Source organism: Nocardioides sp. zg-DK7169, assembly GCF_013155365.1.
Taxonomy (GTDB): Bacteria; Actinomycetota; Actinomycetes; order Propionibacteriales; family Nocardioidaceae; genus Nocardioides.
In genome coordinates, this window is sequence record NZ_JABJRA010000001.1 from 34,144 (window position 1) to 53,716 (window position 19,573).

At 73.4% G+C, this 19,573-nt stretch carries 18 protein-coding genes; 10 read left to right on the forward strand and 8 right to left on the reverse strand.

Annotated features, from left to right (window positions below):
- Positions 1-36: 36 nt before the first annotated feature.
- From HOQ23_RS00170 to HOQ23_RS00185, 4 genes are all read right to left on the reverse strand, one after another.
- A complete protein-coding gene (locus HOQ23_RS00170) occupies positions 37-1,548 on the reverse strand; it encodes an amino acid permease (RefSeq protein WP_172210720.1) in 1,512 nt (503 codons plus the stop codon).
- A gap of 71 nt (positions 1,549-1,619) precedes the next feature.
- Entirely contained in the window at positions 1,620-2,876 is a 1,257-nt protein-coding gene (locus tag HOQ23_RS00175; RefSeq protein WP_172210722.1) for a hypothetical protein, read from the reverse strand.
- Positions 2,857-4,794 carry a 1-deoxy-D-xylulose-5-phosphate synthase gene (dxs, locus tag HOQ23_RS00180; RefSeq protein WP_172210724.1) on the reverse strand — a complete coding sequence of 646 codons (1,938 nt, stop codon included), beginning with the start codon at positions 4,792-4,794 and terminating at the stop codon, positions 2,857-2,859. The genes HOQ23_RS00175 and dxs overlap by 20 nt, the downstream gene beginning before the upstream one ends.
- A 76-nt stretch (positions 4,795-4,870) precedes the next feature.
- Positions 4,871-5,299 carry an NUDIX domain-containing protein gene (locus HOQ23_RS00185; RefSeq protein ID WP_172210726.1) on the reverse strand — a complete coding sequence of 143 codons (429 nt, stop codon included), beginning with the start codon at positions 5,297-5,299 and terminating at the stop codon, positions 4,871-4,873.
- A 151-nt stretch (positions 5,300-5,450) separates the two neighbouring features.
- Between HOQ23_RS00185 and HOQ23_RS00190 the strand changes: the two genes are divergently transcribed.
- The 5 genes from HOQ23_RS00190 to HOQ23_RS00210 all read left to right on the forward strand — a co-directional run bounded on the left by HOQ23_RS00190 (position 5,451) and on the right by HOQ23_RS00210 (position 10,185).
- The gene (locus tag HOQ23_RS00190; protein WP_172210728.1) at positions 5,451-6,752 is read left to right on the forward strand and encodes an HNH endonuclease signature motif containing protein; all 1,302 of its coding nucleotides are present in this window, start codon (positions 5,451-5,453) and stop codon (positions 6,750-6,752) included.
- A gap of 96 nt (positions 6,753-6,848) precedes the next feature.
- Positions 6,849-7,247, forward strand: coding sequence for a VOC family protein (locus HOQ23_RS00195; protein WP_172210730.1), 399 nt, complete (start codon positions 6,849-6,851; stop codon positions 7,245-7,247).
- 306 nt (positions 7,248-7,553) lie between these two features.
- Positions 7,554-8,546 (forward strand): ABC transporter substrate-binding protein, encoded by a 993-nt coding sequence (locus tag HOQ23_RS00200; RefSeq protein WP_172210732.1) that lies wholly within the window; start codon positions 7,554-7,556, stop codon positions 8,544-8,546.
- On the forward strand, positions 8,543-9,370 hold the full coding sequence (locus tag HOQ23_RS20620; protein WP_216653423.1) for an ABC transporter permease: 828 nt from the start codon (positions 8,543-8,545) through the stop codon (positions 9,368-9,370). Before HOQ23_RS00200 ends, HOQ23_RS20620 begins: the two co-directional genes overlap by 4 nt.
- Entirely contained in the window at positions 9,370-10,185 is an 816-nt protein-coding gene (locus tag HOQ23_RS00210; protein ID WP_172210734.1) for an ABC transporter ATP-binding protein, read from the forward strand. Before HOQ23_RS20620 ends, HOQ23_RS00210 begins: the two co-directional genes overlap by 1 nt.
- 33 nt (positions 10,186-10,218) lie before the next feature.
- Here HOQ23_RS00210 and HOQ23_RS00215 read toward each other — a convergent pair whose 3' ends face one another.
- The gene (locus HOQ23_RS00215) at positions 10,219-12,960 is read right to left on the reverse strand and encodes an AAA family ATPase (protein ID WP_172210736.1); all 2,742 of its coding nucleotides are present in this window, start codon (positions 12,958-12,960) and stop codon (positions 10,219-10,221) included.
- Positions 12,961-13,211: 251 nt separating this feature from the next.
- Between HOQ23_RS00215 and HOQ23_RS00220 the strand changes: the two genes are divergently transcribed.
- The 4 genes from HOQ23_RS00220 to HOQ23_RS00235 all read left to right on the forward strand — a co-directional run bounded on the left by HOQ23_RS00220 (position 13,212) and on the right by HOQ23_RS00235 (position 16,738).
- Positions 13,212-14,090, forward strand: a complete 879-nt coding sequence (locus HOQ23_RS00220) for an ABC transporter ATP-binding protein (protein ID WP_172210738.1) — start codon at positions 13,212-13,214, stop codon at positions 14,088-14,090.
- A gap of 36 nt (positions 14,091-14,126) precedes the next feature.
- A complete protein-coding gene (locus tag HOQ23_RS00225) occupies positions 14,127-14,846 on the forward strand; it encodes an ABC transporter permease (RefSeq protein WP_172210740.1) in 720 nt (239 codons plus the stop codon).
- Positions 14,843-15,805, forward strand: a complete 963-nt coding sequence (locus tag HOQ23_RS00230) for a protein kinase (protein ID WP_172210741.1) — start codon at positions 14,843-14,845, stop codon at positions 15,803-15,805. The genes HOQ23_RS00225 and HOQ23_RS00230 overlap by 4 nt, the downstream gene beginning before the upstream one ends.
- A gap of 93 nt (positions 15,806-15,898) precedes the next feature.
- Positions 15,899-16,738 (forward strand): alpha/beta fold hydrolase, encoded by an 840-nt coding sequence (locus HOQ23_RS00235; protein WP_172210742.1) that lies wholly within the window; start codon positions 15,899-15,901, stop codon positions 16,736-16,738.
- Between the two features lie 19 nt (positions 16,739-16,757).
- On the opposite strand, the gene HOQ23_RS00240 is transcribed toward HOQ23_RS00235, so the two are convergent.
- Together HOQ23_RS00240 and HOQ23_RS00245 are read right to left on the reverse strand one after the other, a co-directional pair.
- Positions 16,758-17,615, reverse strand: coding sequence for an LLM class flavin-dependent oxidoreductase (locus HOQ23_RS00240; RefSeq protein ID WP_172210743.1), 858 nt, complete (start codon positions 17,613-17,615; stop codon positions 16,758-16,760).
- Between the two features lies 1 nt (position 17,616).
- Complete coding sequence (locus tag HOQ23_RS00245; RefSeq protein WP_172210744.1) at positions 17,617-17,955, reverse strand: GNAT family N-acetyltransferase; 339 nt, start codon at positions 17,953-17,955, stop codon at positions 17,617-17,619.
- Positions 17,956-18,153: 198 nt separating this feature from the next.
- On the opposite strand from HOQ23_RS00245, the gene HOQ23_RS00250 reads away from it, so the two are divergent.
- On the forward strand, positions 18,154-19,164 hold the full coding sequence (locus HOQ23_RS00250; RefSeq protein WP_172210745.1) for a glycosyl hydrolase family 18 protein: 1,011 nt from the start codon (positions 18,154-18,156) through the stop codon (positions 19,162-19,164).
- Here HOQ23_RS00250 and HOQ23_RS00255 read toward each other — a convergent pair.
- Positions 19,145-19,549 (reverse strand): secondary thiamine-phosphate synthase enzyme YjbQ, encoded by a 405-nt coding sequence (locus tag HOQ23_RS00255; RefSeq protein ID WP_172210746.1) that lies wholly within the window; start codon positions 19,547-19,549, stop codon positions 19,145-19,147. The genes HOQ23_RS00250 and HOQ23_RS00255 overlap by 20 nt on opposite strands.
- Between the last annotated feature and the right edge of the window lie 24 nt (positions 19,550-19,573).

A 19,573-nucleotide genomic window follows, 5' to 3' on the forward strand; every position in this document is an offset into this window, starting at 1 on the left:
CCCGGCGACCGCGCCCGTCGACCCCCTGCGCCGCCGTCAGTCCTTCGCCGCCGCGGCCTCGTTGCGGGCGGCCTCCGCCTCGCGCAGGCCGAGCCGGCTGTGGCGGCGGCCGTAGACGAAGTACATGACCACGCCCAGCGCCATCCAGACCCCGAACCGCACCCAGGTCTCGCCCTGCAGGTTGAGCATCAGGTAGAAGCACAGCAGGGTGGCCAGCACCGCGACCAGGGGCGCGACCGGCGTGCGGAAGGCCCGCGGCAGGTCCGGGCGCGTGCGGCGCAGGATCACCACGCCGATGCTGACCAGGATGAACGCGAACAGGGTGCCGATGTTGACCAGCGAGGCCAGCGTCGCCAGGTCGACGAAACCGGCGATGGCGGCAACCGCGAGGCCGGTGATCAGCGTGATCCGGTGCGGGGTGCCGTACGTGGGGTGCACCTGGGCGAGCTTGCGCGGCAGCAGGCCGTCGCGAGCCATGGCGAAGGCGATGCGGCTCTGGCCGAGCATCAGGATCATCGCGACCACGATCAGTCCGATGCAGGCACCCACCGAGATCAGGTCGCCCATCCAGGAGACCCCCGCCGCGTCGAAGGCCGTCGCCAGCGGCGCAGTGTCGTCGGGGTCGATCTCGCGGTAGTCCTGCACGCCGGTGACGACCAGCGCGACCGCGGCGTACAGCACCGCGACGATGGCCAGGGAGCCCAGGATGCCGATCGGAACGTCACGCTTGGGGTTGCGCGCCTCCTCCGCGGTCGTCGCGACCACGTCGAAGCCGATGAAGGCGAAGAACACGATCGAGGCGCCGGCGATCACGCCGCCGATGCCGAAGACCGCCGGCTCGATCCCGAGCAGGCTCGTGATCAGCGGGAGCTGCAGGAAGCCGCCCTCCGACGCCGGCGTCGGCTCCGACGGCGGGATGAACGGGATCCAGTTGTCCACGTCGACCAGCGAGATGCCGACGACGATGACGACCGCGACGACGGCGAGCTTGATCGCCACGACGATCTGGTTGACCCGGCTGGACAGCTTGGTGCCGCGCATCAGCAGCCCCATCACCAGCAGGGCGAGCACGATCGCGGGGAGGTCGACCCACCCCTCGGCCGCGGAGCCCAGCTCGCGCGGGACCTCGAACGGCGTACCGTCCAGGATGTTCTGGAGGTAGCCCGAGAAGCTCACCGACAGCGCGGAGGCGCCGATGGTGAACTCCAGCGCCAGGTCCCAGCCGATGATCCAGGCGATGAACTCACCGAACGTCGCATAGCTGAAGGTGTACGCACTGCCGGCGACCGGCACCGTCGAGGCGAACTCGGCGTAGCACAGCGCGGCGAGGCCGCACGCGACCGCGGCGATGAGGAACGAGAGGGCGAGGGCCGGGCCGGAGTTGGTGGCGGCGACCTGGCCGGTGAGCACGAAGATCCCCGCGCCGACGACCACGCCGACGCCGAAGACGACGAGGTCGAGCGCCCCGAGGTCTTTTCGGAGCTTGGTGTCGGGGTCGTCGGTGTCCTGGATCGACTGCTCGATCGACTTCGTGCGGAAGAGGCTCACCGGTCCTTGATACCCCGCTCGGGGCCTGCCCACCACACCCGACGCCCTGGAGAAGCCGTGTGGGGCACCTCTCAGGAGTACGTCGTGCGGATCAGCCGGGCCGCCTCCGCGGCGAGCTCGCGCGGCGTGGTGTCGAACATGCGCGCGAGGAGCCGCGGCATCGGGGTCCCGTCCTGCCCGGCGGCGTCCAGCAGCGCGAACGGCGCGTCCGGGCCGTGCCGTCGGGCGAGCGCCTCGACGGCCCACCACGACAGCGCGTAGCTCAGAGCCGAGTCGGCGCCGTTGAAGTCCTCGTCGCGCGGCAGCCACCGGAACCCGGCATGCGCGGCGCCCACCGCCGCGGTCACCAGCCGACGCTCCTCGAGCGGCATCGGCTGCACGGAGACGTACTCCGCGATCCCCTCGCTGAGCCAGACGGGTGCGGCGTCGTCGCGCTCCGCCACGGCCACGTGGGTGATCTCGTGGCGCACCAGCCGGTCGCGCTCCGCGCCGGCGGCGAGGAGCATCCGCGGGTGCAGCACGAACCGGGTCGCGGCGAGGGTGGGGTCGTCCGGGGCGGCCGCCACCGGGAAGGCCAGCCCGTCGAGGTCGCCCAGCCCCCCGCCGCCCGGGCGCGGCAGCGCGCGCAGGAACTCCTCGCCGGACAGCGCGTAGACCACGACCGTGCGCGACCAGCCGTAGGGCACGTGCGCGGAGACGTCGAGGATGCCGTCCTCGACCGAGGCGATCAGGTCCGGCGCGGCGGCCACGCTGTCCGCGTCGAAGATGCCCAACACCCCGTGGCCCGAGCGCACCACCACCGGTCCGCTGTCCCAGGGCTCGGGGCGGACCCCTGCACGCCGCTCCCACTCCGGGTCGGAGACCGAGGCGAGCCGGTAGCGCCCGGCCCGGGCCGGGACGAAGCGGAACCGGTCACGGGTGACGACCGGCACCGCGTCGTACCCCTCGAGCTGGAGGTGGAGCTCGACGGTGAGCCAGTAGGCGTCCCCCTCGCGCACCAGGTCGGCCCGGTCGAAGGTGTAGCGGTAGTCCGCGATCGGCAGCTGGCGCAGGTTCTCGAAGCGGGTCAGCTGCTGCTCGCGCAGCCTCGGGCGCTGGGCGAGCTGGCGCAGGAAGGCCGCCCGGTCCCCGCGTCGTACGGCGGCGGCACGGCGTTCCAGGACGCCGGTGAGCCCGGCGACCACGTCCTGGGGCACGGCGGCGGGCCGGTCGGCCTCGTCGCGGTCGTCGCCCAGCAGCGAGCAGGCCGGCAGCAGGCCCCCGATCAGGAGGACCAGCAGCAGGAGAGGAGCGAGAGTGCGGAGTCGCTCAGCTGGGACGGTCGGCATCAACAGGTGAACGATCCGTGACCGCCGAGGTCATGGTGTCACCCGAGGCGCCGGCCTGCGTGGACATGTCCTCCACGATGCCGCGGGCGATCGCCTGGGCGGTCAGCCCGACCCGCTCGAGGATCGCCGCCCGCTTGGCGTGGGCGAGGAACTCCTGGGGGATGCCGTGGAGACGGAACGGCGTGGAGACGCCGGCATCGTTGAGGGTCTGCAGGATCGTGGCGCCGACACCGCCGACCCGGCCGTTGTCCTCGATGCTCACCACGAGGCGGTGCTCGCGGGCGAGGTCGACGATCGCGGGATCGACCGGCTTGACCCAGCGCGGGTCGACGACGGTGACGCCGATGCCCTGGTCGACCAGGCGCCCGGCGACGTCGACGGCCGTCTCGGCCATCGCGCCGACGGCGACGACCAGCACGTCCTTGGTCCCGGAGCGCACCAGGACGTCGCAGCCGCCGGCCTTGCCGACCGCCTCGATGTCCGCGGGCGGCGGGCCCTTGGGGAAGCGCACGACCGTCGGCGCGTCGTCGACCAGGACGGCCTCGTCGAGGAGCTCGCGCAGCCGCTGGGCGTCGCGCGGCGCGGCGAGGCGCAGCCCGGGCACGAGCTGGAGGAAGGACATGTCCCACATGCCGTTGTGGCTCGCGCCGTCGTCGCCGGTCACGCCGGCGCGGTCGAGCACGAAGGTGACGCCGCAGCGGTGCAGCGCGACGTCCATCAGCACCTGGTCGAAGGCACGGTTGAGGAAGGTGGCGTAGACGGCGACCACCGGGTGCAGGCCGCCCATCGCGAGGCCCGCGGCGGAGGTCGCGGCGTGCTGCTCGGCGATGCCGACGTCGAAGGTGCGCTCGGGGAAGCGAGCCTGGAACTTGTCGAGCCCGACCGGGTGCATCATCGCCGCGGTGATCGCGACGACGTCCTTGCGGCGCTGCCCGAGGTGGACCATCTCCTCAGCGAAGACGTCGGTCCAGATCCGACCCCGCGCGCGCTCCTCGCCGGTCTCGATGTCGAAGGGCTGGGGGCTGTGGAACTGGTCGGCCTCGTGGCGCTCCGCGGCGTCGTAGCCGAAGCCCTTGCGGGTGATCGCGTGCACGATGACCGGCCCGCCGAAGCGCTTGGCCTGGGTCAGGGCCTGCTCCATGGCGGCGCGGTCGTGGCCGTCGACCGGGCCGACGTACTTCAGGCCGAGGTCCTCGAAGAGGCCCTGCGGGGCGAGGGCGTCCTTGAGCCCCTTCTTCATCGCGTGCAGCGCGTCGTACGTCGCGGGTCCGACGCCGGGCACGGCGTTGAGGCGCTTCTTCACCGCGTCGAGCACCTGCTCGTAGCGCGGGTTCGTGCGCAGCGTGGTGAGGGCGTTGGCGAGCCCGCCGATGGTCGGGGTGTAGGAGCGGCCGTTGTCGTTGACGACGATCACGAGACGCGAGTCGCGCGCGATGGCGATGTTGTTCAGCGCCTCCCACGCCATGCCGCCGGTGAGCGCACCGTCGCCGATGACCGCGACGACGTGGCGGCCCTCGCCACGGATGGCGTAGGCCTTGGCCAGGCCGTCGGCGTAGCTGAGCGCGGTGGAGGCGTGGGAGTTCTCGACCAGGTCGTGCTCGGACTCGGCCTGGCTCGGGTAGCCCGACAGCCCGCCCTCGGTGCGCAGCCCGGCGAAGTCGCCGACGCGCCCGGTGAGCAGCTTGTGCACGTAGGACTGGTGGCCGGTGTCGAGGACCACCCGGTCGTGCGGGGAGTCGAAGACCCGGTGGATCGCGATCGTCAGCTCGACGACGCCCAGGTTGGGACCGAGATGACCACCGCTGAGCGAGGTGGTCCGCACCATGAGGTCGCGTACCTCCGTCGCCAGCGCCGAGAGCTGGTCGTCGGAGAGGCCGCGCAGATCGCGCGGTCCCGTGATCGACTCGAGGAGACCCATGCCCGTCACAATAGATGGTGGCCACGAGCGAGCCGTGATCGCTGGGCCGCGCCCCTCGCCGTGGCCGTTGCCGGGCTCACGCACACGGGCCGGCGTACTCCGCAGAGTCCAGGAACTCCGGAACGATCCGGCTCGCCGACGCGGTGAGCGGCAGCTCACGGGCCCGGGCCGGCTCCACGAACACGATCCGGCGGCCCTCGCCGACGACGATGTCGGCATCGTCCGCCTCCGTCGCGCCGACGTAGACGTGCACGGCGTCCACGGAGTCGTAGGCGCGGTGGTAGACCTCGAACGTGCGCCAGGCACGCAGCGCCGGAGGCGCCAGGACCAGGCCGGTCTCCTCGGCCAGCTCGCGGTACGCCGCCGCCTCGACCTGCTCCCCCGGGTCGACGTGCCCGCCCGGCAGGCCCCACCGCTCCGGGTCGATCAGCGCGTGCTCGTCGCGCTCCTGCAACAGCAGCCGGCCCGCTGGGTCGATCAGAAGGACTGAGGCGAATCGGCGCATGGCGCCGAATGTAGTGGGGCGGTGCCGGCCGTTCCGTGCCGCCGGCCCGAGCGGGGGCCGTCGGTCGAGCTCGTCGAGACCACCGCCGAGCCGCCGGAAAACCGGTGGAGAAACTCCTTGTCGTCGAACGTACGTTCGAGTAAGATGAGGCATGGCCTCCCCCGAACTCCCCGACTGCGACACCCCAGCCGCCGTGCTGGCGTTCGCACAGCGCCGCAGGGCCGCCGCCCAGCGGGCGGAGATCGACGTCCTTGAGGCCGCGCTGGTGTGGGCGGCGATGCACCCCGAGGAGTCGGTCGCCGACGCGACACCGATGACCGGACTGGTGTTCGGCGAGCTTGCCGTCCCGCTCGCGGGCGAGGGGGCACCGCTGGTGGCGGAGTTCGCACCCATGGAGTTCGGCGCCGCCCTGGGCATGTCGACCGACTCCGCCCGAGCGCTGGTCGGTGACGCGCTCGAGCTGGCGCACCGGCTGAAGCGCACGTGGAAGCTGGTCCGCGCCGGCAGGGTGCCGCTCTGGAAGGCGCGGCGCCTTGCGCAGCTGACCACCACCCTGCCGTTGGATGGTGCGGAGTTCGTGGACCGCCAGCTCGCCGCCTTCGTCGGGAAGATCAGCTGGGCAGCGATCGAGCGCCTCGTCGACCAGGCCCGCGTCACCTTCGACCCCGAGAGCGCCGACAAGCAGCGCCGCGAAGCCGCAGACGCACGTCGGTTCGACCTCCACACCGACCAGGCGACCCACGAGGGCACCGTCCACGTCGAAGGCGTCCTCGACCTCGCCGACGCGATCGACCTCGACACCGCGATCCGCCAAGGCGCGGAGGAGCTCGCGACCCTCGGGTCGACCGAGTCCCTCGGCGTACGCCGCTCGATGGCCGCCGGCGAGCTCGCCCGACGCCAGCTCGCCTTCGACCTCCGGGCAGAAGCCGGCGACGGCGCCGCATCGGTGGTGAAGCCCCGCCAGGTCGTCATCCACGTCCACCTCTCGCACGCCGCGATCTCCCGCAACGAGGCTGGCATCGCACACGTGGACGAGACCCGATCCATCGTGTCCACCGAGCAGGTCCGCCACTGGTGCAGCGGCGACGCCCAGGTCGTGATCAAGCCGGTCATCGACCTCGAGGCCCACCACCACACCGACGCCTACGCGATCCCCGACCGGTTGGTCGAGCAGTCCCGCCTGACCCAGCCGGTCTGCGCGTTCCCATGGTGCGAGCGGCCAGCCCGCCGCTGCGACACCGACCACGTCACCGCCCACGGTGACGGCGGGCCGACGTGCAGCTGCAACCTCGCCCCGCTCTGCCGACGACACCATCGGGCCAAGACCCACACGGCGTGGACCTACGACACCACCGACGCGGCCACCTACCTCTGGCGATCACCCCACGGCCTGCACCTCGTGAAAGAGAGCGGCGAGACCCGGCTCGTCTGCGCCCACCCACCCGACGAGTAGATCGACCGCCCCGGATCCCGCCAGCACCCAGCCGGCGGGGCCACACCCATGCCCCGACGATTTGGGCTCGGCGCGACGCATGGCGACGCTGACGCGATGACCGCCTTCATCTCCCACACGACCGTTGACTGTGCGAACGCCCATGCCCTCTCGGAGTGGTGGAAGCCGGTGCTCGGCTACGTCGACATCGAGGACGACCCGAACCAGGAGGGGGACGAGGAATGCATGATCCTCGACCCGGAGACCGGCCACCAACTGCTCTTCATCGAGGTGCCCGACCCGAAGGCGGGCAAGAACCGGCTGCATCTCGACCTGCGGCCGCGTGCGGGCACCCGCGACGAGGAGCTCGAGACGCTGCTCGCCCACGGCGCCGCCGTCGTCACGGACCTGCGTGGGAAGCACGGTCCCGGCTCCGGGTGGGTGGTGCTGAGCGACCCGGAGGGCAACGAGTTCTGCATCCTGCGCTCCGCCGCCGAACTGGCCGCCTCGAGCTGAGAAGGAGGGGAACACAGGTCTCACACTCACCGCCCGGGTCTGGGAACGCTGTCCTCCCGCCACAGGCGCACTCGCAGTCGGCTCCCCGTGCAACGCCGCGACGGTGGCGTGCAGCGGCCAGAACATCGACGGCGGCAGCGGCGTACCGAGTGCGGCGGCCTCCAGGTAGCAGTCGGCCGAGCCACTGGGCCAGCAGTCCCGGGTCGGTGAGCAGCCGTCGGCGTCCGAAACACATGCGCCGCAGATGGGTGCTCGCCCGCAACGCACGCCACACGGTCCGGCAACAATCGCTGCGCACGATGAGGCATGCGCTCACCACGTCGGGCCGCGGGCCTCGCCGCCGCCCTCGCTGTCTCCCTGTCCCTCGCCGCATGCACCTCCACCGGCACCAGCGCGGAGCCGGACGGCGAGGACTCGACCACCATCAAGATCGGCACGCTGCGCGGCCAGCCGCACTTCTACGCGCCGTACCTCTACGAGGAGCACAGCGACGGCGACCTCGACTTCGAGGTCGTGGCGCTCGACACCGCGCCCGCGCTGAACGACGCCCTGGCCAGCGGGTCCATCGACTTCGCCGTCGGCAGCATCACCGCGACCATCGCGGGCGCCGCGGCGGGACGCGACGTCAAGATCCTCGCGGGCGCCGCCGACGGTGGCAGCGGCATCGTCGGGGGCACGGGCATCGACTCGGTGCAGGACCTGGTCGGCAAGAAGGTCGGCTACCTGGAGTCCAGCGCCCAGCTCGTCGCGCTGCGGCTGATCCTCGAGCGCGAGGGCGTGGACGTGGCCGACCTCCAGCTGGTCTCCCTGGCCGCGCCGGAGTTCTTCAACGCCTTCAACACCGGTCAGATCGACGCGTTCGCCGCCCCGGAGATCGGGGTGTCGCTGGCCATCGGCGCCGGCGGCACCCCGATCGCCGACCCGTACTCCACCGAGATCGGCCGCCTCAACATCGCCCTCCTCGCCACCGGCGAGACCGTCGAGGAGGACGCCGGCCTGGTCCAGCAGGTCGTCGACACCCACGCCGCCACCACGACGTACATGGCCGAGCACCAGGACGAGTGGCTGCCCGAGATGGTCGAGCAGTACGGCGGGGACGAGGACGTCTTCGCCACCGCCCTGGACAACTTCTGGATGCGCGCCGACCTCTCCCCCACCTACGAGACGCAGATCGCGGCGCTCGCGACCCAGATGGCCCGCCTCAAGATGATCGACGCCGCCCCCGCCGTCGAGGACCTCGTGGACACCTCCTTCGCCTCCCGCGAGGAGCCGGCCGACTCCGCAGGAGCGGGCTCGTGAGCGAGGCGGGCGCCGCTCGGCTCGCGAAGGCCGGCCGCGGCCTCCTCGGCATCTCGGTGCTGGCGCTCATCGTCGCGCTGTGGGACCTCGGCGTCCGGGGCGGCTGGGTGCTCGTCTTCGACATCAAGATGGGCTTCCTGCCACCGCCCGCCGACGTGGCCACCCTGCTGTGGGACTTCGCCTTCGGCGGCGTCCACGACGACGCCTTCAGCGCGACGCTGTGGCAGCACCTGTGGGCGAGCACCGGCCGGGTCCTCGCCGGGTTCGGTGTCGCGGCCGCCATCGCCATCCCGCTCGGCGTGCTGATGGGCCGCTACCGGCTCGTCCTCGCGGCGCTGGACCCCGCGATCAACCTGTTCCGCCCGATCCCGGCCACCGCCTGGGTGCCGCTGGTCCTGCTGATCATCGGCTTCGGCAGCCAGGCCACGATCTTCCTGATCGCGCTCTCGGCGTTCTTCCCGATCCTGCTCAACACCCTCGGGGCCGTCCAGCAGGTCCCGGACCGCCTCGTCGAGGCCGCCCAGATGCTCGGCACCAGCCGGCTCGGGGTCCTGCTCAAGGTCGTCGTCCCGGCCGCCACCCCCGGCATCGTCGCCGGGCTCCGCCTCGGCCTCGGCCTGGCCTGGGTGATCCTCGTCCTCGGCGAGAGCAACGGCATCGAGTGGGGCCTGGGCTCGATGATCACGCTGGCCCGCGAGCAGGTCCGCACCGACCGCGTCGTGGTCGGGATGATCGTGATCGGCATGGCCGGCTTCCTCTCCGACCGCATCCTTCTGTACGGCTTCCGCGGCCTCTTCGGTCGCCGTCCCCTCGTGAGGTCCTGATGACGACGACCAGCCCCCTCTCCCACCTCACCCGCTCCGCCGACGTCGGCCGGGTCCTGATCGAGGACCTCGGCAAGCGGTACGGCGGCTCCGGCGCCGGCGGTGTCGACGCCGTCGCCGGGGTGTCCCTCGAGATCGGGGCCGGCGAGTTCGTCGCCGTCGTCGGCGCGAGCGGCTGCGGCAAGAGCACGCTGCTGCGGATCCTCGCCGGCTTCGAGTCCCAGACCCGTGGCCGCGTGGAGGTCGGCGGCCGGCCGGTCACCCGGCCCGGGCCGGACCGCGGCGTGGTCTTCCAGGACTACGGACTGTTCCCGTGGCTGACCGTGGCGGAGAACGTGCGCTACGGCCTGCGCCAGCAGCGCCTGCCGCGCGGCGTGTGCCGGGAGCGCGCGGCGCAGTTCATCGAGGTGGTCGGGCTGACCCGCTTCGCGAACCGGTTCCCCGGCGAGCTGTCCGGTGGCATGCAGCAGCGGGTCGCGATCGCGCGGGTGCTGGCCACCGACCCGGCGGTGCTGCTGATGGACGAGCCGTTCGGCGCGCTGGACGCCCTCACCCGCACCCAGATGCAGCACGAGCTGCGCCGCATCCACCTCGACACCGGCACCACGGTGGTCTTCGTGACCCACTCGATCGAGGAGGCGGTCTACCTCGCCGACCGGGTGGTCGTCATGGCCGGCGGCGCCTCCCACGGCGTACCCGGCCACGTCGCCGAGATCGTGCGGATCGACCTCGCCGGCGAGCGGGACGTCAACGCCCCCGACTTCAACGCCCTGGAGCGCCGCATCTCCGAGCGGGTGCACGCCGGCGTCCACTGAGTCGGCCGTGGCACGCGAGGCCGCCCGGACCGGTCAGGGAAGCGACAGCTCCTTGAGCTGGCGGCGCGAGCTGATGCCGAGCTTGCGGAAGATGTTGCGCAGGTGGGCCTCGATGGTGCGCGGGCTGAGGAACAGCTGCGCGCCGATCTCCCGGGACGTCGCCCCGGTGGCCACGAACCGCGCGATGTGCAGCTCCTGGGCGGTGAGCGCGTCGGTCGGCTGCTCGGTCCGGCTGCGCGGGTGCTCGCCGGTGGCACGCAGCTCGCGGGCGGCGCGCTCGGCGAACGCGTCCGCTCCCATCGCCTTCAGCATCTCGTGGGCGGTGCGGAGGTGCTCGCGGGCCTCCTGGCGTCGGCGCTCGCGGCGCAGCCACTCGCCGTAGACCAGGTGGGCGCGGGCGAGGTAGGCGGCGATCCGGCAGCCCCGGAGCCGCTCGATCGCCTCGCGATAGTGCTTTTCGGCAGCGGGCCCGGAGCTGACCAGGGCGCGGGCGTATGCCGCCAGCCCCAACCCGTACGGCGTCGCGCTGGCACGCGCCCGCCGATCGAGCAGGTCGGCTGCGGCGGCGGCCCGCTCCGGCTGTCCGGCACGCGACGCGGCTTCGACGAGCTCGGGGAGGGCCAGGCTGCTGAACGCCACGTCGTGCTCACACGGCGGCATCGCCGCGGCGAGGGCGTCCGGGTAGTTGCCCAGGCCGTTGTGGAGCGTTGCAAGCATGGCCTGGGCGAGGTCGATCTTGGTGCTCTCGCCGCGCTCCGTCGCCTCCTCGACCATGGTCGCGTAGAGCTCCACGGTCTCCCGCTCCCGACCGCCCCAGGCGGAGAGCATCAGGCGGGCGTTGAGCAGCGGCGGGGCGCCCGTCGCCTCCGTGATCGCCGCCTCCTCGGCGGCCAGCTCGGCGGCCCGGGCGACCTCCCCGCGCAGCACCAGCACGTAGGTCACCCCGTTGAGCGCGGCGGGGAGGGTGGCCAGGGCGCCGGCCTCGCGGGCGAGGCGGACCCCGCGGCAGGCCACCGAGTAGAGGGCCTCGTCGTCCCACAGCATCGCCGCGACGTGGGAGGCCAGCCAGAGCCAGCGGCGATCGCCGTCGCCCGCTGGGGAGTCCCGGTCGGCGAGCGCCGCGAGGGCTCGCTGCAAGGTCGGGACGCTCGCCTCGAAGCCGTCGGTGAACCTGGTGGCCAGGCCATCCAGCAGCAGGTCCGCAGGCCCCGGCGGACCCGACGGCGGCGGGGCGTGGTGGGCGGCCTTCGCCGCCTCCGGCAACCCGCGTCCGCGAGCCAGCCGACCGGCGTGGGTCGCCGCGTCGAGCGCGTGCAGGTAGGTCTCGCGGGCGAGCGCCGGGTCCAGCGGCGCGAGCGTCTCGGCGGCGTCCAGCAGCAAGCCCGGTACGTCGCCCCCGCGCGTGGTGTGGAACGCGATCTGGGCGCGCAGCAGCGCCATCCGGGCTGCCTGCAGGTCGTCCACCGGGCCGGTCGCCGCGGCGGCCAGCAGGTCCAGGGCGACGTCGGAGGCACCCGCCTCGTGCTTGGCCTGCGCCGCCTCCAACGCCCGTCGGGCCCGGTCGGCGGGGTCGGGGGTCAGCTCGACGGCCCGATGCAGGAAGGCCGCAGCGGCGGCCGACCCGCCGCGGGCCCGGGCTCGCGCGGCCGAGCGTTCCAGGTCGGCAGCGGCCGCCTCGTCGACCCCGAGCACAGCCTGGGCACGGTGCCAGGCCCGGCGGTCGGGGTCGACCTCCGGGTCGGTCGCGACGGCCAGTGCGCCGTGAGCGCGGCGACGATCGGCCGCGTGGGCTGCCCGGTACACCGCCGAGCGCACCAGGGGGTGGCGGAACCGCACCTGGGTGCCGAGCTCCAGCAGGCCTGCCGCCTCAGCGGGAGCGTGGGCGTCGCTCGCGATGCCCAGCGCCTCCGTCGCTCGGCACAGCAGGGCCACCTCGCCGGTCGGCTCGGCCGCCGCGACCAGGAGGAACAGCTGCGTCTCCGCCGGGAGGCTGCTGGAGCGACGGTGGAAGCTCGCCTCGATGCGGTGCGGGACGTCGAGCGCGTCGGGCAGCTCGAACCCGCCGGCGAGCCTCGCCGGTTGCGCACTGCGAGGGAGCTCCAGGAGCGCCAGCGGGTTGCCGCGCGCCTCGGCCACGACCCGGTCCCGGACGGCGTCGTCGAGGGGTGTCCGGACGGCGGCGGTCAGCAGCGCGCGGGCGTCGCCCTCCCCGAGCGGGCACAGCCGCAGGTCAGGGAGCCCGGAGAACGGGAGGAGGTCGGCCTCCTCGCAGTCCCGTACGGTGAACACCAGCGCCAGCCGTTCGGCTGCCACCCGGCGCGACACGAAGGCCAGCACCTGCGCGGACGCCGGGTCCAGCCACTGCGCGTCGTCGACCAGGCACAGCAGGCCCCGTTCCTCGGCGACCTCGGCCAACAGGTTGAGGACGGCCAGGCCGACCAGGAACCGGTCCGGCGCGGGGCCGACCCGCAGGCCGAACGCGACCTCGAGAGCCGCCTGTTGCGGCTCGGGCAGCACCTCCAGGCGGTCCAGCAGCAGTCCGCACAGCTGGTGCAGGCCGCCGAAGGCGAACTGCGCCTCCGATTGCACCCCGGCCACGGACTCGACCCGGAACCCCCGTCGGTGCCCGATGTCCCGGGCGTGCTCCAGCACCGCTGTCTTCCCGATGCCGGCCTCACCGCGCACCACCAGGGCTCCGCTGCGCCCCGCGCGCGCCCCGGCGAGCAGGTCCTCGACGGCTGCGATCTCGGCGCGCCGGCCCACAAGGTCGGTCATCTCGGCCTCCCTCCGCCGGCCCCACGCTCCGGACCGGACCGGGCGGGTGACCGCGCGAGCGTCACTTTCCCCGATCCGGGTGACATCCGCCAGACCCGGTCCAGCAGGCGCGACCACCTAGGCGCAGCACCGTAGGTACCGAGGAGCACCTACGGGGCTCTCACCGATGCGGCGACACCACCTCCACCGCGAGCCTGAGGACACCACCCGCTCCGGGTCCCGACGCAAGTCCCGACGCAAGGGGAACCTCCATGTCCGCCAGTCCTGTCATCGCCGTCGACCACCTGAACGTCACCTACGGCGACGTCCGCGCCGTCCGCGACCTGTCGTTCCGGGTCGAGCGCGGCGAGCTCTACGCCCTGCTCGGCACCAACGGCGCCGGCAAGACCTCCACCCTGGAGGTCGTCGAGGGCCACCGTCCGGCCGCGTCCGGCACGGTGCGGATCTTCGGCGCGAGCCCGCAGGACCGGCGCGCCGTGCGGCCGCGGATGGGCATCATGCTCCAGGAGAGCGGCTTCTCCCCCGACCTGACCGTGCGCGAGTCCGTGGGCCTGATCGGCGCGCTGAGCGGACGGCGCGACGACGTCGACCGGGTGCTCGGCGTCGCCGGCCTGACCCGCAAGGCGGGCACCCGGGTCGCGCACCTGTCCGGCGGGGAGAGGCGGCGCCTGGACTTCGCCACCGTCGTGTACGGCGGGCCCGAGCTGGTCATCCTCGACGAGCCCACCACCGGGCTGGACGTGCAGTCCCGCGACGCGCTGTGGTCCGCGGTGGACCGGCTCCGCGAGGACGGGACCACCGTCGTGCTGACCACCCACTACCTGGAGGAGGCGCAGGAGCGCGCCGACCGGATCGGGCTGATGCACGAGGGGACGCTGCGGCGCGAGGGCACGGTGCTCGAGCTGACCCAGACCCTGCCCTCGGTGATCACCTTCGCCCTGCCGCCCGGCGCGCCCGAGCCGCCGATCGTCGGAGCGCTCAACGGCGCCTTCCACGTCGAGACCTTCAACCTCCAGTCCGACCTGCACCGGCTGCTCGGCTGGGCCCACGACACCGGGGTGGAGCTGCGCGGCCTGGAAGCCGGCCCCACCCGCCTCGACGACGTCTTCCGTGCCCTCAGCCGCGTCTGACCCCACCCACCCGTCACCTCGAAAGGAGGCGCGCTCATGCTGGTGATCGCACGCAGCGAGCTCGCCCAGATCTTCCGCAACCGCCTCGTCCTGGTCACCGGACTCATCATCCCGGTCGCCGTCGGCGCGCTGTTCCTCTACCGGCACGACGACTTCTCCGAGAACGCCGGGACCGGCTACATCGCGGCGATCGTGGTGTTCACGGTGATGGCCTTCGGCCTCTACACCACGGCCGTCACCACCCTCGCCTCACGCCGGCAGAACCTCTTCCTCAAGCGCCTGCGCTCCACCGCCGCCAGCGACCGCGACATCCTCAGCGGGCTGGTCGCGCCGGTGGTCGCCATCGCCGTGCTCCAGGTCGTGGCGATGCTGGTCGTGCTCGGGGTCGTCGCGAGCCGTCCGGCGCGCCTGCCACTCCTCGCGGTGGCGGTCCTCGCCATCACCGCCATGATGGTCGGCCTGGCCCTGGCTACCGCGGGGCTCACCAGCTCCCCGGAGCACGCCCAGGTGACCACGCTGCCGGTGAGCCTGCTGGTGATCGCGGTGGCGAGCTGGGTGGGGCTCACCGGCACCGAGGACCTCACCGTGCTCAAGAGGGTGCTGCCCGGGGGCGCGGCCACCGAGCTGATCGCCCAGGCCTGGAGCGGCAGCGAGTCGCTCGGCGAGTCGCTGCGGCTGCTCGGGCCGGCGCTCGGGTGGGTCGTCGCAGCGACGGCGCTCGCCACGCGGCTGTTCCGCTGGGAACCGAGCCGATGAGCCTCTCACTGCCCGACGTGCTCCCGGGCCCCCTGCCCCGGGTCCTGCACGGGCGCTACCTGGTGGGCGAGGTCATCGGCCGCGGCGGCATGGCCGAGGTACGTCGCGGCCGGGACCTGCACTCGGGCCACGCCGTCGCCATCAAGGTGCTGCGCGAGGACCTGGCCAGGGACCCCCAGCTCCGCCACCGGTTCCGGCGCGAGGCGCAGACCCTGGCCGGCCTCAGCCATCCCGCGATCGTCTCCGTCCACGACACCGGCCAGCACCTGTTCGACGACGGCTCGGCGGACGGGATCCGCGTCCCGTTCATCGTGATGGAACACGTCGCCGGCCGGTCGCTCAAGGAGCTGCTGCGCGAGGGGCGGCCCACCCTCGCGGTGTCGATCCGGCACCAGCTGGGCCTCCTCTCGGCGCTGGACTCCAGCCACCGGGCGGGCGTCATCCACCGCGACATCAAGCCGGCCAACGTGATGATCACCCCCCAGGGCGCGGTCAAGGTCGTGGACTTCGGGATCGCGCGCGGCGTGGACGCTCCGACCGCGACCGTCACCCAGGTCCAGGCGTTCCTCGGAACGCCCGTGTACCTCTCCCCCGAGCAGGCCCGCGGTGAGCTCGCGGACGCCCGCAGCGACCTCTACTCCGCGGGCTGCCTGCTCTACGAGCTGGTGACCGGGCGGCCGCCCTTCAGCGGTGACGACCCGGTCGCCGTCGCCTACCAGCACGTCCACGAACAACCCCCGCGGGCCAGCACCCACCGCCCCGACCTGCCTTCCGCGCTCGACGCCGTGCTCGCGAAGGCCCTCGCCAAGGACCGGGAGGACCGGTTCCAGGACGCGCGGGAGTTCAGCGCGGCGCTCCGGTCCACGGCGCTGGCAGCCGCGCAGGCGTCGTCTCCGGCGCGCTCGCCGGGGGTGGCCCCCGGCGACCCGAGCAGCCATCCTCAGAAGCGCTGCGCCTAGATCCACCGTCTCGACCACCCGGGCGAGACGGCTCCCGGCAACGGGACCAGTCGGTGGGAACGAGGGTTCCCGCCCCAGGAGAGGAAGCAGATCATGGGACACATCACCGTCGGGAACGAGAACAGCACCCCCGTCGAGCTCTACTACGAGGACCACGGGACGGGGCAGCCCGTCGTCCTCATCCACGGCTACCCCTTGAACGGGCACAGCTGGGAGCGCCAGACCCGGGAGCTGCTCGCCTCCGGGTACCGCGTCATCACCTACGACCGCCGCGGCTTCGGCCAGTCCTCGAAGGTCGGGGCCGGCTACGACTACGACACCTTCGCCGCCGACCTGGACACCCTGCTGGAGACCCTGGACCTGCGCGACGTCGTCCTGGTGGGGTTCTCGATGGGCACCGGCGAGCTCGCTCGCTACGTCTCGCGCCACGGGCACGACCGGGTCGCGAAGCTCGCCTTCCTCGCCTCCCTGGAGCCCTTCCTCGCCGCCCGCGAGGACAACCCCGACGGCGTGCCGCAGGAGGTCTTCGACGGGATCGAGGCCGCCGCCAGGGGCGATCGCTACGCCTGGTTCACCCAGTTCTTCTCGGACTTCTACAACCTCGAGGACAACCTCGGCTCCCGGATCAGCCAGGAGGCCGTCGACGCCAGCTGGCAGGTCGCCGTCTCCAGCGCGCCGGTCGCGGCGTACGCGGTCGTGTCGTCGTGGATCGAGGACTTCCGCACCGACGTCGAGGCGGTCCGGGCGAGCGGAAAGCCGGTGCTCATCCTGCACGGCACCGCCGACAACATCCTGCCCATCGACGCCACCGCGCGCCGCTTCCACAAGGCGCTGCCCGAGGCGGAGTACGTCGAGGTCGAGGGCGCCCCCCACGGGCTGCTGTGGACGCACGCCGAGGAGGTCAACAGCGCACTGCGCGCCTTCCTCGCCTGAGCCGACTCGCCGAGGCGCGTCAGCGGGAGCTGCCGCTGCGGGCCTCGGCGACCCGGTCGCGCACCTCGTCGGCGAGCGTGGCGAAGCGCCGCAGCCCCGCCTCGTCGTCGCCCATCACGATGAACGTGCTCACGCCGTCCTCGACGGCCAGGCGCACCAGCTCGTCGGCGCCGGTGCCGGGAGCGATGTTGAGCAGCCGCACCACCTCGGCAGGGTCCCGGCCGGCGTCGCGGGCCGCGTCGTCGATCACGCGCATCCCGCGCGCGAGGTCACCGGGCCGGAGGTAGGGCATCGAGGGCAGCCAGCCGTCGGCGGCCCGCCCGATCAGGCGCTGCATCCGCGGCTTGAGGGCCCCGAGCCAGATCGGTACGGCGTGCGCCGGCGCGGGGCCGCGCTTGGCCCCGTGGACCCGGTGGTGGGCGCCGTCGACGGCGAGGACCGACCGCTCGGAGGTGTCCCAGACGCCGCGGATGATCGCGATCGCCTCGGCCAGCGCGTCCACCGACTCCCCGGGGGCGAGCCGGGTCCCGCCGTACGCCTCGATCGCGTCCCAGAACCCTCCTGCGCCCAGGCCCAGCGCGACCCGGCCGCCGGAGAGCAGGTCGAGGCTCGCCACCGACTTCGCCAGCACCGCCGGCGGGCGCAGCGGCAGGTTGAGCACGTTGCCGCTGAGGTGGATCCGCTCGGTGCGGGCGGCGGCGTACGACATCAGCGTCCAGGTGTCGAGGAACGACGGCTGGTACGGGTGGTCCTGGAAGGTCGCGAGGTCGTAGCCGAGCTCCTCGCTGAGGACCGCCAGCTCGACCCCTCGCTGGGGCGGGGCGGCGCCCGGCGTGATGAAGGAGCCGAAGCGCAGGGGGTGTCCGTAGTCGGCCATCTCAGCTGTGCTCGCCCGCAGGGGCCGCCGAGGCGTCGGGTCGACGCGGCGCGTTGAAGAGCAGGTCCCGGTACTCCGGGTGCCGGCGCAGCCAGCCGAGGACGAAGGGGCAGACCACCAGCGCCTTCAGCTCGCGCTCGCGGATGTCGTCGAGCGCGAAGCGGGCCAGCGCGCCCCCGACCCCCTGGCCCTCGAACGCGCCGTCGACCTCGGTGTGGGTCAGCACCACCAGCTCGCCGGTCTCCTGGTAGTCGAGGAAGCCGGCGAGCGCCTCGCCCTCGGCGAGGGCCTCGTAGCGCTTGCGAGCAGGACTGTTGGTCACGGTGACGTCGGTGGACATGGTGTCGGCCCTTCGGTGTGGGTGGCTGCGGATCGGCGCCCCGCCGGCTCCGGCGTGGCGCGTTGTGGACCTCGAGGGTCTCCCCGTCGGCGCCGCCTTCGCATCGGTGAAGATCCCGCATTGCCCACCGGGGCCCACCGGGGCCCACCGGGGCCCACCGGGGCCCACCGGATCGGCCCCGCGTGCCACGCTGGCACCGTGACCGCCCGCCTCGCCGCCCTGTCGCTCACGCTGGCGCTCGCCGTCACGACCGTGCCGGCGCACCCGGCGCACGCGCGGGACGACTGGGAGCCGGCCGTCACCGGGTACGCCCTGGAGAGCACGCCCCCGCGCGTGGTCGACCGCAACGCCGAGGGGCTCACGACCGTCACCGTGGTCGCCAGCCTGCTGCACCCCTCCGGCGGCCGAGTCGGTACGCCGGGCGCCCGGCCGCGTGCCCTGCTCGCCGCCGCGCACCGCGCCGGCCTGCGCGCCGAGCTGCTGCTCAGCGGCTGGAACGACCGCCTCGGGGACTTCGACCCCCGCGCCGCGCACCGGTTGCTCTCCTCCCCGCCCCGGATCCGCCGGGTCGCGGGGCAGCTCGCCCGGGTCGTGCGCGTCCAGGGCTGGGACGGGGTCAACCTCGACCTGGAGCGGCTGCGCCGCGCCGACGCGCCCGGGCTGGTGCGCCTGGCCGCCGCGCTGCAGCGCCGGATGCCCTCCGAGCGCACCGTCTCGGTCGACGTCTCCGCGCGCACCTCGCTGCGCGCCTACCGCCGGGCCGGCTACCGCCTCGGCGAGCTCGCCGGGGTCGTGGACGTGGTGCAGCTGATGGCCTACGACCAGCACGGACCCGGCTGGTCGGGCCCGGGTCCCGTCGGGGCGCTGCCCTGGCAGCGCGCCGCGCTCGGCACGGCGCTGCGCGTCGTACCGCCCGAGCGCCTCGACCTCGGCGTCGCGGGCTACGGCTACACCTGGCCGCGCACCGGCACCGGGCGCAGCCTCACCGTCGCCGCCGCCCGACGGCTGGTGCGCCGCGACGGCGCCGTCGCCCGCTGGCGTCCCCGGGCGGGCGAGTGGAGCGCCCGGCTCTCCGACGGCACCCGGCTGTGGTGGTCGGACCGGCGCTCCTACGCCGCGCGGGTGCGGCTGGCCGAGGAGCACGACCTGCACGGGCTCGCCGTGTGGCGCCTCGGCTCCGCCGACACCCTCACCCGGCCAGGAAGCTGAACCGCACCTGCCGCTCGGGGTTGTCGACGTTGAGGTCGACCAGGCACACGCTCTGCCAGGTGCCGAGCGCGAGCCGCCCGTCGATCACCGGCACCGTCGCGTAGGGCGGCACCAGCGCCGGCATCACGTGGGAGCGCCCGTGCCCGCGGCTGCCGTGGCGGTGCCGCCAGCGGTCGTCGGCGGGCAGCAGGTCGCCCAGCGCCGCGAGCAGGTCGTCGTCGCTGCCGGCGCCGGTCTCGAGGATCGCGATCCCCGCGGTCGCGTGCGGCACGAACACGTGCAGCAGCCCGTCCCCGAGCCCGGCCGCGAACGAGGCACAGTCCTCGGTCAGGTCGAGCACCGTCTCACGGTCACCGGTCCGGAACGTCCGCGTCTCCGAGTGCATGCCCCGATGCTAGAGACTGCCGCC